Here is a 12,928-nt window from a genome sequence, read left to right on the forward strand (position 1 = left end):
GAGGAGCCCTACCCGCCCCGGACACCGCACGCGAAAGCCGCGAGCGCCCCGCCGGGCCGGGCCGCCCGCTCGCTGGCCGGCGCCCTGCCGCGCGCCCTCGCCGCCCGTGGCGCGACCGACACCGCGACCGACACCAGGCCCGGGCCCACCCCGTCGGCCAAGCGCCGCACGCCGCGCCGGGTCAAGGGGCCGCGCATCCTCAACGTACCCACCGGGCCGCTGCTCGTCGGCCTGCTCGCGGTGCTCGCCGGCACGATGATGGTGGCCATCAGCATCGGCTCGGTCACCATCCCGGTCGTCGACGTGTGGCGCATCGTCTGGCACCACCTCACCGGCGCGGGCGCCACCGCGGACCCCGCCCTGGACCAGATCGTCTGGAACTTCCGCACCCCGCGCGTGGTGCTCGCCGCCCTGGTCGGCGCCGGCCTCGCGGTCTCCGGCGTGGTCCTCCAGGCCGTGGTGGCCAACCCGCTCGCCGACCCGTACGTCCTCGGCGTCTCCTCCGGCGCCTCGCTGGGCGCCGTCATGGTCATCACCATGGCCGGCGGCGCGCTGGGCGGGCTCGGCGTCTCGGCCGCGGCCTTCGCCGGCGCGATGGTCGCCGTGGCACTGGTCTTCGTGCTCGGCCTGACCAGGGGCCGGCTCGCCCCCACCCGCCTCGTGCTCTCCGGCGTGGCCGTCGGCTACCTCTTCCTCGCCGGCACCAGCTACCTCCAACTCCAGGCCACGCCCACCGAGTTGCGCTCGGTGATGTTCTGGATGCTGGGCAGCGTCGCGGGCGCCAAGTGGGACCAGCTCGGCCTGGTCAGCACCGTGGTCGTGACCAGCACGGTCTTCCTGGCCCTGTTCGGCCGCCAGCTCAACGCGCTGCTGGCCGGCGACGAGTCGGCCACCGCGCTCGGCGTGGACGTGCACCGGCTGCGGGGCGCGCTGCTCGTGCTGTCCTCGTTGCTCACCGGCACCGTGATCGCCGTCGCCGGCGGCATCGGTTTCGTTGGCCTGATGATTCCCCATCTGGTACGGCTGGCCGTGGGCGCGGATCACCGCAGGCTGCTGCCGCTGGCCGCGGTCGTCGGGGCCATCTATCTCGTCGTTGTCGATCTGTTGTCGCGCACCGTTAACCGGCCAAATGAGTTGCCGCTCGGCATCCTTACGGCGCTTTTCGGGGCACCCTTCTTCCTGTGGCTGCTGCGTCGCAACAAGACGCTTGATGCCTCGTGAGTAGCGTGATGCGATCCCGGGCCGCCCGCCTGCCCCTGGCGTACGCGCCCCAGACCCCGGCCCGGCCGACCGCCGCGCAGCGGCGCGAGGTACGGGCCCCGGAGACCGGGAGCCACCAGCTTGGACACCGCATGAACAGCGTGAACCGTACGAACGGCATGAGGAGCGTGACGACATGAAGCTCACCGTGGACGGGCTCCACGTCACCCTCGACCACCAACCCATCCTGCGCGACGTCAGCCTCGACGCCGCCCAGGGCGACATCGTGGGCCTCATCGGCCCCAACGGCAGCGGCAAGTCCACGCTGCTGCGCGCCGTCTACCGCTCGCTGCGCCCGTCCCAGGGCGTGGTGCGGGTGGCCGGCGACGACGTGTGGAAACTGCCCGCCCGCACCGCCGCCCGGCGCACCGCCGCCGTCCTGCAGGACAGCAACAGCAACGCGGTGGGCCTGTGCGTCCAGGAGATCGTCGCACTCGGTCGCACCCCCCACCACGGGCTGCTCGGCCGGGACGGCGCCGAGGACCACCGCGCCGTGGCGGAGGCCATGGACGCCTGCGGAGCCCGTCCGCTGGCGGAGCGGGACTTCGCGTCCCTCTCCGGCGGCGAACGCCAACGGGTGCTGCTGGCAAGGGCGTTGGCGCAGAAGCCGAAGTTGCTGGTGCTCGACGAGCTGACCAACCACCTCGACATCCGCGCCCGCTTCGAACTGCTCGACCTGATCCGTGGCACCGGCACCACGACCCTGGCCGTGCTGCACGACCTCGACCTCGCCGCCCGGCTCTGCGACCACCTCGTGGTGCTGAGCGAGGGCGTGGTGGCGGCGGCCGGCAAGGTGCTCGACGTGCTGACCCCCGACATCCTGCGCGAGGTCTTCGGCGTGCGGGCCGTGGCGGAACGGCACGCCGACGGCGTCATCCGCATCACCTACGGCGCCGACCCGCTGGCCATCCACGACGCGACGCCGGACCCGGCCGCGACGGCCGAACCCACCGACCGCACGCCCCCGGCGCCGCTCACCCCGACCCACCCCGCGCCCCTGACCCCCACCGAACACGAGGCTCAGGCCCCGGTACCGGGCTGACGCCCCGCCCCGCGGAGCGACCACCCACCGTCCCGCCGGCCCGCCCCGTACGACCGCCCGACCCGCACGGCACGTACGAGCGCCCGACCTGCCCGAAGGCCAGGCCGCCCGACCCCCGGGCCGTACGACCACCGTGACCGCACCACTAGATCCACCGGCACCACCCGCACCACCGCACCGCCCGTACGTCCCCGCTCCACCCCCGAACGCGCGCCCGTGCCCCGCGTACGAGCGCGCCCGTGGCCCGGTCGCCTCGCGCGTCCCCACGCGCGAACCCGGCCGGTCGCGGCGTACCACCAGCACATCGGCACACCGGCACCCGCCGCTCGGTTCATGCTCCACTGCCCCACCGCGCGGTGCTGCTCGGCTCGTGCCCCGCTGTGCGCGGAACGTCCCACCGCACACGGCACCTGTCCCACGGCTCCATCGCTAGGCCCGCACCATCGCACCACCCGGGTGATGCCCCGCCCGTGGTGTTCGTCTGCCGCGAGCCCTCACCCCTGGCCGGTCCCCGGCCCGCGTGCGCCCTCGTGCGCTCGCATCGCACCACAAACGCACCATTCGCACCATCTGCACCCCCTACCGTCCCCCACATCACGAAAGCTGGTCACTCTCCATGAACACCGTCACGCCCGTGAACGTCGGAGTGCTGTTCTTCGAGGAAGTCGAGGAACTCGACGCCGTGGGACCCTGGGAGGTCCTCGGCTACTGGGCCCACCACGTCGCCTCGTTCCCCGTCCGGATCTTCGCGATCGGCCGCGAGGCCGGAGTCGTCCGCTGCTCCAAGGGGCTCGGCCTCACGATGGACTACGACGTGGAGCACGCCCCGCGGCTGGACTTACTGGTCCACCCCGGCGGTGACGGCACCAACGTCCTCCAGGAGGACGAGCACCACCTCAAGTGGCTGCGTCAACTCCACGGCGAGGGAACCCTGTTGGCCAGCGTGTGCACCGGCTCCCTGGTCTTCGCCGCCGCCGGCCTGCTGGCCGGCCAGCCCGCCACCACGCACTGGCGCTACGGCCAGTTCTTCGCCGACATCGACACCTCGGTCGACGTCCGCGTCGAGGAACGCTTCGTCGACAACGGCACCGTCGTCACCAGCGCCGGCGTCTCGGCCGGCATAGACATGGCGCTGCACCTGGTCGGCCGCATGGACAGCCCCGAGGCCGCGGAGACCGTACGGCAGGGCATCCAGTACCAGCACGCCGCCTGACCGGGCCGTACCGCGCCAACCGGAGCCGGCTGCCGTGCGCCCCGGCCCCATGCACCACCCGGCGCCGTACGCCCCGGCCCCACGCACCACCCGACACCACACCGCACCACCGCCCCCGGCCGAGCACGCCACCGGCCGGGGGCGGCGGCCCCACCCGTGGCGCGCGTCCGCGAGTGGGGCCACCGGCGCCGCGACCCGGCCGGCGGGCTCAGCCCCGGGAGCGGGCGACGGCCTCGCGCACCGCCTCGTCCGTACGCCCCACCACAGCCGAACCGTCGTCCGCCGTGATGATCGGCCGCTGGATCAGCTTGGGGTGCTCGGCGAGCGCCGCGATCCAGCGCTCGCGCGCGTCGGCGTCGCGCGGCCACTCCCGCAGCCCCAGCTCCTTGGCCGCGGCCTCCTGGGTGCGCGCGATGTCCCACGGTTCGAGGCCCAGCCGCTCCAGCACGGCCCGGATCTCGTCCTGGCTCGGGACGTCGTCGAGGTAGCGGCGGACGGTGTAGTCGGCGCCCTCCGCGTCCAGCAGGGTGAGCGCGCTACGGCACTTGGAACAGGCCGGGTTGATCCAGATCTCCATGCCCGCCACGGTACCCCCTCGCGCCCGCTCCAGCCCGGTCAAACCCCGTCTGGCCTGGGGCGATTGTCAGTGCCCTGACGTAAAATAAGGGAGTAAGAGAGAGGGCGAACGACCGATCTGGAGGACGCCGATGGCCGTTGCCGCAACACCTCTTCCGTACCTGCCGGACCTGCCGAGTTTCCCGACGCTGCCGAAGAAGCGGGTGCCAGCCGGGCACCCGCGCGAGTGGTACGAGTCGCACCACCGCCGCCTGAAGGCCATGCGCCTGGCGATCGCCCTGCTGCACGCCGGGGTGTACCGCCCAGAGCAGGCGTCCAACCGCAAGATACGCACCACCGCGGCCCGGATCGGCGTGCACCCGCCGTCCGACACCACCTGCCGCATGGTGCGCTCGCTCATCCACTACGACGACTGACCGACGCGACGGACCAACCCACCGCCCCGCGGCCTCGGCCGCGGGGCGGTGGTGCGTGCGGTCGACGCGCGGTGTGCGAACGGTGGGGGCGGGGCAGGGTGCCATCGGCGGCGGCGCCGACAGTGCCGGTGCCGGGGTCACGGCACCCCCGGGCGGCCCCTGGGCGAGCGACGCCGGCACGGCGCCCCACCGCGCCCGGTGGCGTGTGGCGTGTGGCGTGTCACAGACAAAGGCATCGCCGTGACCGTCACCAACTGCGTTACTCGCCAGTAGAGTTGCTGCCGCTGAGGCGGTGGACCCGGGGCCCGTCGGGTCACGCCCGGACGCCGCGGGGCGCCTCGGGGCGGGGCCGGGCGCGCGTCGGTTCGCCGCGTTCGTCGCCGCCTCGCAACGGCCGACCCGTACCTGGAGAGGACCCTCATGGGCACTGCGGAAGCGACGTCGCTCGATCAGGTGGTCAACACGGCGCGATACCCCCTGCTGGACCTCGCGGGGCCCGTCGGGCGGTCCGTGGTGGACCGGGCGCGGCGCGAGCTGGCCTCGCTCGGCTGCACGGTGCTGCCCGACTTCGTCCGCCCCGAGCTGCACGAAACCCTGCGCCAGGAGTGCGCGGCGCTCGCGCCCCGGGCGTACGCCGACGTCGAGACGGTCAACGTCTACAACATCGCCGAGACGGCCGACCTGCCGCCCGACCACCCCGGCCGCACGCTCTTCGAGCGCGGCAACGCGTTCGTCGCCCGGGACCACATCCCGGCCCAGGCCCTCATCAGCCAGCTCTACGCGCACCGGGCGTTCCAGCGCTTCGTCGCCCGCTGCTTCGCGCTGCCCGAGCTGTACGAACTCGCCGACCCGCTCTCCGGGTTGGTGCTCAACGTCGTGGAGGCGGGCAGGGGCCACCCGTGGCACTTCGACACCAACGAGTTCACCGTGAGCATGCTCACCCAGGCGCCCCGGGACGGCGGCGTCTTCGAGTTCTGCCCGCACATCAGGTCGGCCCGGTCGGAGAACTTCGACGACGTGCGGGACGTGCTCGCCGGCCGGGGCGAGCGGCTCATCAGGCGCCTGTCACCCGGCACCGGCGACCTCCAACTCTTCGCCGGCCGCTACGCCCTGCACCGGGTGAGCCCGGTGCGCGGCTCCGTCGCCCGCCACTCCGCGATCTTCGCCTACAGCCAGCGCCCCGGCGTCGTCGGCAGCGTGGCCCGCACCCGCCAACTCTTCGGCCGGGTGCTGCCCGCGCACCTGGCGGCCGACGCCGTACGCGGCGACAGCCTCCTCGACTAGCCGCCGCGCCCCGCCGTACCCCGTCGCCCGGCCAGCGGAGCGCGCCGGCCGATCCGTGGCCCGTACGGTAGGCCCCACCTCGCCCCACCGCACCGACCGATGGGTGCCGGGTCCCGGCCTCAACTCGCCTGTACACAACCGCTGTTGGCTGCAACCGGGTCCCCCGCCGTACCCTCGCCGCACCCAGACCGCCCCGTCCCGCGCACGCCCGTTCCCGCCTCAGCCCGCACCCCGACCAGCCCCACCGGAGCCGTCCGCCCGCGCCGCCCGTCCGGGCGGTCAGCGGAAGCGGCCCGGCCGCCGCCCTCCGTACCGCCCACAGCGCCCGAAGGAAGCAGCCCCATGCACACCAGCCAGGAAACGGACCCCACCCCGACCGGCCGAGGGGCGGCAGGCGCCCAGGGCGCCGCCGCGCCGGGCCCCGACCCGGCCAGCGCGCCCACCTTCGCGCACGAGGACGTGCTCCCGCGCGTCCCGCTGCCCACGCTTGAGGAGAGTTGCGAGCGGTTCCTCGCCTGGTGCGCGCCGCTGCTGACCGACGAGGAACGCGCGGCGACGGAAGCCGAGGTGGCGGCGTTCGCGGCGGAGGGGGGCGTGGGCCGGACCCTGCAGGCGGCGCTCGCGGAGTACGACGCGAGCGAGGGAGTGCACAGTTGGCTCGACACCTTCTGGCCCTACCGCTACCTGGGGCGACGCGACCGGATCGCGCTCAACGCCAACTTCTTCTTTCTCTTCCAGGATGTCGAAGGTGTCGAGGGTGTCGAGGGCGACCAGGGCGACCAGGGTGTCCAGGGTGTCCGGGACAGCGAGGTGCGGGACCCCGTCCAGCCGCAGGTGGAGCGGGCCGCCGGGCTCATCGCCGGGGCCGTGCACTACAAGCGGCTGCTCGACCAGGAGCGGGTGCCGCCGCTCGTGCAGCGCGGTCAGCCGCAGTCGATGGAACAGAACAAGTACCTCTTCTCCACCACCCGCATCCCCGGCCTCGAACAGGACACCGTCCGCGCCCCGTACACCGCGCGGTGGCCCGGCCCGTCGCGGGCCCGGCACATCGTGGTCTTCCACCGAGGCCACATGTTCCGCCTCGACGTCATCGGCCCGGACGGGACCCCGCACAGCCTGGCCGACCTGACGGCCGGGCTGCGCTCCGTGCTGGCCGCCGGCGCCGAGCCGCCCGCGCCCGACACGTCCGTGGGCCACCTGACCACCATGGCCCGCGCGGAATGGGCCGCGGCCCGGGACGCCCTGCTCGCCTGCCACCCGGGCAACGCGGCGGCCCTGGACGAGGTCGAGACCGCGCTGTTCTGCCTCTGTCTCGAGGACTTCGCGCCCGCGGACACCCAGCGCGCCTGCGACGAACTCCTCTACGGCGACCGGGGCAACCGCTGGTTCGACAAGGCCCTGTCGCTGATCGTCTTCGCCGACGGCCGGGCGGGCGTCAACGTCGAACACTGCGAGCTGGACGGCACGACCATCCTCAGCTTCGTGGACGCCGTCCTCGGCACCCCGGCGTCCGAACACGCCCTGCGCGCCGGCGCGCGCACCCAGGGCGCGCCCACGCCCCGCCCGATCCACTTCGAGCTGGACGCGGCGCTGCGGGCCCGGGTGCGCTCGGCCGCCGACGCCTTCGCGGAGTACGGCGCGGCCACCGCCACCCGCACCGTCTCCTTCGACGACTTCGGCGCCCGGCACGCCAAGTCGCTGCGCGTCTCGCCGGACGCGTTCGTACAGCTCGCCTACCAACTCGCGCACCAGCGCGCCAAGGGCCGGCTCGGCGCCACGTACGAGTCGATCGCCACCCGCCAGTACCGGCGCGGGCGCACCGAGGCGATGCGCGTGGTGACCCCGCGGATCCAGCGGTTCGTGGCGGCCATGGAGGACCCGGCGGCCGACGCCGCCACCCGCCGTGCCGCGCTGCGCTCGGCCGCCGAGACGCACGTGACCCGGGCCAGGGAGTGCCAGCTCGGCCAGGCGCCCGAGCAGCACCTGTGGGAGCTGGAGCTGATCCAGCGCCGCCGCGGCGCGGAACTCGGCGTCCCCGAGCAGCCCGCGCTCTACCGTAGCCCGGGGTGGTTGGTCATGCGGGACGACTACCTGAGTACGAGTTCCGCGCCCTCGGCCCACATCCAGTACTTCGGCTTCGGCTCCACCAGCCCTCGTTGCATCGGCGTCGCCTACGTCCTGCTCCCGGACCGCTTCCACGTCTACCTGAGCACCCCGCGCCCGGTGGCCGACCAGATGCATGCCTTCGCCGCCGAGTTGCGCGGGGCGGTCGACGAGATGCGCGACCTGCTGGCCGAGCCGGAGTGAGCCGCTGGCCGCGCCGGAGCGAGCCGGCCGAGCGCCCAGCCCTGACCGGCCCCAACCCCCGCGCCACCGCGCCCGGGACCGGCCCGCTCCCCACCCGGGGGGCGGGCCGCCTCGCGTGCGGCCCGGCTCGCGCGCCGCACTCGCGTGCCCGGCGCGCGGCCCCGCGCGCCGCGCCCGAGCGGGGGCGTGCGACGGTGGGAGCGGGCAATTCAGCCGCGAGATGACGGGCGAACCAGCTTTGGGTTAATTTTGCTCCCGGAATACCACGTATTCGATCATGCTCGTGCCCTTCGGCGGTTGCGAACTCCAGCGGTTCGAAACCCCTGGACGAGGGGCTTTCCCTGGCCGGACGGGGCCAGGGGTCCAACAGTCCACGACCTCACGGACGGGCCGTGACGACAGAAGCGGTGGGAGCCCCACAGTGAAGATCGTTTTCCTGATCCACAACGCGTACGGCATCGGGGGGACCATCCGCTCGACGGTGAACCTGTCCACCGCGCTGGCGGCCCGACACGACGTCGAGGTCGTCAGCGTGCACCGGGTCGCCGACGAGCCGCAGCTCACCTACGGCGCCGGGGTGCGGCTCAGCTCCCTGATCGACATGCGCGAGGACAGCCCCGGTTACGAGGGCGAGCACGAGCTGACGAAGCGGCCCAACACGATGTTCCCCGACAAGGGCGTCGACTTCGGCCGGCTGCACTACACCGCGCTGCACGACGAGCGCATCGCCGGCTTCCTGGCCCGGACCGACGCCGACGTGGTGATCGCCACCCGCCCCATCCTCAACGGCTACCTCGCCCGTTACGGCAAGCCCCACCAGGTGCGCATCGGCCAGGAGCACCTCTCGCTCGACGCGCACAGCGACCAACTGCGCACCGATCAGAACACCGCCCTGAGCGACCTCGACGCCTTCGTGACCGTCTCCGAGGCCGACGCCGCCCAGTACCGCGCGGCCCTCCCGGACGTCACCACCACCATCCTGGCCATCCCCAACGGCGTGCCGAAGGCGCAGGTAGAGCCCTCCAACCTGGCCACCCGGGTCATCGTCTCCGCCGGCCGGCTGGTCGCCGTCAAGCGCTACGACCGGCTGGTCAACGCGTTCGCCGCGGTCGCCGACGAGTTCCCCGACTGGACGCTACGGGTCTACGGCCGCGGCCCCGAGAAGGCCAAGCTGCGCCGGCTCATCGACCAACTGGGCCTGTACGACCGGGTGTTCCTGATGGGCGCCGTGTCGCCGATCGAGACCGAGTGGGCCAAGGGCGCGCTGGCCGCGGTCTCCTCGGACATGGAGTCCTTCGGCATGACCATCGTGGAGGCCATGCACTGCGGCGTCCCGGTCATCGCCACCGACTGCCCGCACGGCCCCGCCGAGATCATCAGCGACGGCCAGGACGGCCTGCTCGTCCCCCTCGCCCCGGCCACCGGCACGGACGTCTCCGCCTACGCCGCCGCCCTGCGCTCGCTGATGTCGGACGACGCGCTGCGCCGCAAGCTGGGCGAGGGCGCGCTCGCCAAGGCGGCCACGTTCGCCCCCGACGTCATCGGGCGCCGCTACGAGGAACTCTTCACCACCCTCGGTAAGGGGCGCACCCCGGCCCGTGGCCAGGAAACCGCGCGCGGCCAGAACACCGACCGCGCGCCCGAGCGCAAGACCGCGCGCCCCGGCCTGCTGCGGCGGATGCGGGCCGCGCTGCGCGGCGACGAGGCGACGCCGGAGCCGGCCGGCGACGCCGCGGCCCAGGGCGCGGCACCCGAGGCGCCGCGCACCGTGGCCTTCGCCCGGTCGAGCGCGAACGGCGACATCACCATCCGGCTGGCCGACCTCCCGCCGGGCCCCCTCGACTTCGTCGCCCGGCTGCGCCGCGACCCGCAACGCCGGGAGATCCGCGTCCCGGTCCCCGACGGCGAGGCCGGCGTGCTGCTGAGCCACCGCGAACACGCGCTCGCCGAGGGCCGCTGGGACTGTTACGTCGCCCCGCGCGACACCCACAACCGCACCCGCCTGACCGCCGCCATCGCCGAGACCGCCCGCCTGATCGGCGAACCGCCCGCCCGCGACGCCGACGGCCTCGCCCCCTGGGTGCCGTACGCCACCACCGACGGCTTCCTCGCCCTCCGGAGCTGGCGGCGCCCGGCCCACGCCGAGGTCACCAGGGTCGCCGTCGACCACGACGCGGCCACCCTCACCGCCCGCGTCCTGGCCCCCACCGACCTCCCCCTGGCCTCGGCCACCGTGCACGCCGCGGCCCGCGAGGACTCCGCGTACGACTTCGACGTCCCCGTCACGGACCTGGGCGAGGGCCGCTTCAGCTTCACCCTCCCCTACGCGGAGGCCCTGCGCCGCCGCTCCGTGGAACACGACCTGTGGGACCTCACCGTCCGCACCCCGGGCCGACCCCCCGTCCCGGTGGGCCGCATCACCGGCGACATCGTCGACCGCAAGAAGACCGACTACGCACCCCCCGCCCACCACGACCACCCCACCCGCGGCACCACCCGCGTCAAGCCCTTCTTCACGGCGACCAACAACCTGGCGCTGAGTGTTCGGGACGAGGCGGAGGAGGGGGAGTAGGGGCGCTGGCGCCGGGCATGGTCGGCGCCGCGAGTGCCCGCCAGCGCCCGGGGCGGGCCGGCCTCGCACGCTCACACCCCGACGTGCTCGCGTGGCGGGCGAGGGGGGCTTGCGTCGGCCGCCGCGCCCCGACGCACTCCAAGGCTGCGACCGCCCGCCCCGCCTCCCGCCGGCCATTCCGCCGCGCGTTCTGCCATGACCAGGTCGGCAGGACAATCCCGGGTGCACTTGGGCACACCCCCATCCGACCCACCATGCCCCAACCTCGGCCGCCCCTCGGCCACTTGGAGGGATTCGCCCCTACCCCCGACCCGCGTCGCTCACAATGTGCGCATGGTTGATGACTGGAAGCGACAGCTCGACGCCCTCCACGCAGCGCTGGTCCGCCGGGACGACCCGGTCGCATGGGTGACGGAGGCCGACGCGGTGACCGCCTCGCGGCGTTACCCGAACCCGGCCCTGCGGGGACCCGTCTTCGGGATCGCCGCGCAGGACCCCGCCCGCGGGGCGCGCTGGCGGGTGCTGTCACCGGTCGTGGACGGGATGCCCCAGCAGGCCCGGGACGCGCTGAACTCGCACCTGTGGTTCAAGGCCAAGGACGACACCGACGACCCCGCGGTACGGCGCGAACTGCTGGCCGCCGTGGCCGTTCTCGAACGTGAACCGGTCAACGAGATCGAAGCCCTCGGTGTGCGTTACCGGGTCGTACGGGGGGACGAGTTCGCGCGCAGCGGGGAGGACGGGCTTGAGCCGCCCCGCCCCACCGACCGGGAGCCGGTCGACCGGGCCTGGGGCGTGCCCAGCAGAGAGCCCTCGCCTGACGTGGACTTCGCCATCGATCCAGGCCAGGACGACGGCCTGATCGCGGGTGCCACGAAGCTGGGCATGCGCGACTTCGCCTACACCGGCTCCCGCTACCCGGCCGCCGTACGCGAGGACTCCGAGCGGGCGGCCGCCGCCTACCCGGACATCGCGCTGCTGCCCGTCGGCTTCCGCGTGGCCGAAGGCAACGAGAGCGGCTGGGAGCCGCACGGCGCCATGATGGCCACCCCGCACGAGGCCCGGGACCTGCTGCACGGCGCGATGATCGACTTCTGGCCCGTGCTCTACGAGTTCGACGAGCGGCAGAAGGCCGCGTACGCCGAAGCGGCCGAGAAGTTCAAGGCCGCCGGCGACGCCAACGACGTGTGCGTGGGCGACCGCCACTACCGCATCTGCCGCATTGAACGCCTCGTCCGCTGCGGCCCGGACGGCCCGGAGCCCCCGCGCCGCACCGACGTCGACGGATACGGCCCCATGAAGCTCCACCCGACCATGGACGAGAACGGCGACATCCATCACGACCATGACCACGACGACTGAGTGCTGACTTCAACGATCTAGTGACGAAGTGCTGGGTCTACGGGTCTTCCGCAGCATCAGGCTCCCAGGCGACCAACTCGATCAAGCTCTGCCGAGCAGCCGATCTTCGGCGAAAGCGGCCCATCCCTCGCTGAGGTCAGCACAGAGAAACCGGGAGTTCAATCTGGGGTGTACGTCATGATGACCCGTTGACGATTGTGGCCGGTCGTCGTGAATCAGTTAGTAGGCACCCTCGTTCAGGCGCGCGTCACATCAGCGCCGCAGTGAACGTGAAGGAAGCGAGCCCCAGCAGAGCTATAACGCAGTACTGGAAGGTGCTGATCGCGGATCGGAGATGCTGATGCCGTTGTGCGTGCTGCAGGATGTCCGTCCAGAGCTCAGCCACGGCGTGGCCCAGAGCTGCATCTAAGCTGAGTTCGCATATTTCCCTCGCAAAGCTGCTCTGGTCGTCAACAGACTTGAGAGTGTCCCCCCAATTGAACAGAAACCTCGATGGGATCTCGGCGGCGTGCAGCACGCGGATGGTCTTGCGCGTTGCGATAGCGTTGATGCAGCCCCATAAGCTTCGCAGAATGAGTGCTAGCGTCAGAGTGGTCAGCGCTCCGAAGCAGATTTCGCCCCACAGAGACCATGAGCCCCTGCTGGTTTGCAGGTGATAGTTCACGAGGATCAGTGCACCAGTTGCCAATATTGAATTAGCGCTGAGTAAGGCAGAAGCGCGGGTTGACGTGGACGAGCGCAGTCGGTCGTATCTGTCGATGTGCCATTTCGTCAGGTCTAGTAAGTCGGCTTCAGGTAGCGGCCCTCCGGTGCTGCCTTGTTTTTCGAGTGATATTTTGTATCTGCTCTTGCCTTGTCGCGGTCGACTCCCGTCGTGAGTTCCAGCCACTGGGCCT

General features: G+C 72.7%; 10 protein-coding genes. 8 read left to right on the forward strand and 2 right to left on the reverse strand.

Features of this window, described 5'->3' with window-relative positions; genetic code table 11:
* Window positions 1-255 precede the first annotated feature (255 nt).
* From OYE22_RS25730 to OYE22_RS25740, 3 genes are all read left to right on the forward strand, one after another.
* Window positions 256-1,221: an iron ABC transporter permease gene (locus tag OYE22_RS25730; RefSeq protein WP_277324321.1), complete on the forward strand. Its 966-nt coding sequence runs from the start codon at window positions 256-258 to the stop codon at window positions 1,219-1,221.
* Window positions 1,222-1,396: 175 nt separating this feature from the next.
* Entirely contained in the window at window positions 1,397-2,302 is a 906-nt protein-coding gene (locus OYE22_RS25735) for an ABC transporter ATP-binding protein (RefSeq protein WP_277322608.1), read from the forward strand.
* 634 nt (window positions 2,303-2,936) lie between these two features.
* Window positions 2,937-3,515 (forward strand): DJ-1/PfpI family protein, encoded by a 579-nt coding sequence (locus tag OYE22_RS25740; protein WP_277322609.1) that lies wholly within the window; start codon window positions 2,937-2,939, stop codon window positions 3,513-3,515.
* A 208-nt stretch (window positions 3,516-3,723) separates the two neighbouring features.
* On the opposite strand, the gene OYE22_RS25745 is transcribed toward OYE22_RS25740, so the two are convergent.
* Window positions 3,724-4,092, reverse strand: coding sequence for an arsenate reductase family protein (locus OYE22_RS25745; protein ID WP_277322610.1), 369 nt, complete (start codon window positions 4,090-4,092; stop codon window positions 3,724-3,726).
* Window positions 4,093-4,222: 130 nt separating this feature from the next.
* On the opposite strand from OYE22_RS25745, the gene OYE22_RS25750 reads away from it, so the two are divergent.
* The 5 genes from OYE22_RS25750 (at window position 4,223) to OYE22_RS25770 (ending at window position 12,032) form a co-directional block, all read left to right on the forward strand.
* Window positions 4,223-4,507: a hypothetical protein gene (locus OYE22_RS25750; RefSeq protein WP_176161264.1), complete on the forward strand. Its 285-nt coding sequence runs from the start codon at window positions 4,223-4,225 to the stop codon at window positions 4,505-4,507.
* 420 nt (window positions 4,508-4,927) lie between these two features.
* Window positions 4,928-5,791, forward strand: coding sequence for an arpA protein (locus OYE22_RS25755; RefSeq protein WP_277322611.1), 864 nt, complete (start codon window positions 4,928-4,930; stop codon window positions 5,789-5,791).
* A 342-nt stretch (window positions 5,792-6,133) separates the two neighbouring features.
* Window positions 6,134-8,098 carry a choline/carnitine O-acyltransferase gene (locus OYE22_RS25760; RefSeq protein WP_277322612.1) on the forward strand — a complete coding sequence of 655 codons (1,965 nt, stop codon included), beginning with the start codon at window positions 6,134-6,136 and terminating at the stop codon, window positions 8,096-8,098.
* 421 nt (window positions 8,099-8,519) lie between these two features.
* Window positions 8,520-10,670: a glycosyltransferase family 4 protein gene (locus tag OYE22_RS25765; RefSeq protein ID WP_277322613.1), complete on the forward strand. Its 2,151-nt coding sequence runs from the start codon at window positions 8,520-8,522 to the stop codon at window positions 10,668-10,670.
* Between the two features lie 333 nt (window positions 10,671-11,003).
* On the forward strand, window positions 11,004-12,032 hold the full coding sequence (locus OYE22_RS25770) for a DUF5954 family protein (RefSeq protein ID WP_277322614.1): 1,029 nt from the start codon (window positions 11,004-11,006) through the stop codon (window positions 12,030-12,032).
* A 247-nt stretch (window positions 12,033-12,279) separates the two neighbouring features.
* Here OYE22_RS25770 and OYE22_RS25775 read toward each other — a convergent pair whose 3' ends face one another.
* Window positions 12,280-12,696: a hypothetical protein gene (locus OYE22_RS25775; RefSeq protein ID WP_277322615.1), complete on the reverse strand. Its 417-nt coding sequence runs from the start codon at window positions 12,694-12,696 to the stop codon at window positions 12,280-12,282.
* Between the last annotated feature and the right edge of the window lie 232 nt (window positions 12,697-12,928).

It is taken from the genome of Streptomyces sp. 71268 (assembly GCF_029392895.1).
Lineage (GTDB): Bacteria > Actinomycetota > Actinomycetes > Streptomycetales > Streptomycetaceae > Streptomyces.

Bases quoted from the DNA above. Each gene is read 5' to 3' on its own strand.
- OYE22_RS25760 (WP_277322612.1), top strand. From the start codon at position 6,134: ATGCACACCAGCCAGGAAACGGACCCCACCCCGACCGGCCGAGGGGCG.
- OYE22_RS25745 (WP_277322610.1), bottom strand. From the start codon at position 4,092: ATGGAGATCTGGATCAACCCGGCCTGTTCCAAGTGCCGTAGCGCGCTC.
- OYE22_RS25730 (WP_277324321.1), top strand. From the start codon at position 256: ATGATGGTGGCCATCAGCATCGGCTCGGTCACCATCCCGGTCGTCGAC.
- OYE22_RS25735 (WP_277322608.1), top strand. From the start codon at position 1,397: ATGAAGCTCACCGTGGACGGGCTCCACGTCACCCTCGACCACCAACCC.
- OYE22_RS25750 (WP_176161264.1), top strand. From the start codon at position 4,223: ATGGCCGTTGCCGCAACACCTCTTCCGTACCTGCCGGACCTGCCGAGT.
- OYE22_RS25755 (WP_277322611.1), top strand. From the start codon at position 4,928: ATGGGCACTGCGGAAGCGACGTCGCTCGATCAGGTGGTCAACACGGCG.
- OYE22_RS25770 (WP_277322614.1), top strand. From the start codon at position 11,004: ATGGTTGATGACTGGAAGCGACAGCTCGACGCCCTCCACGCAGCGCTG.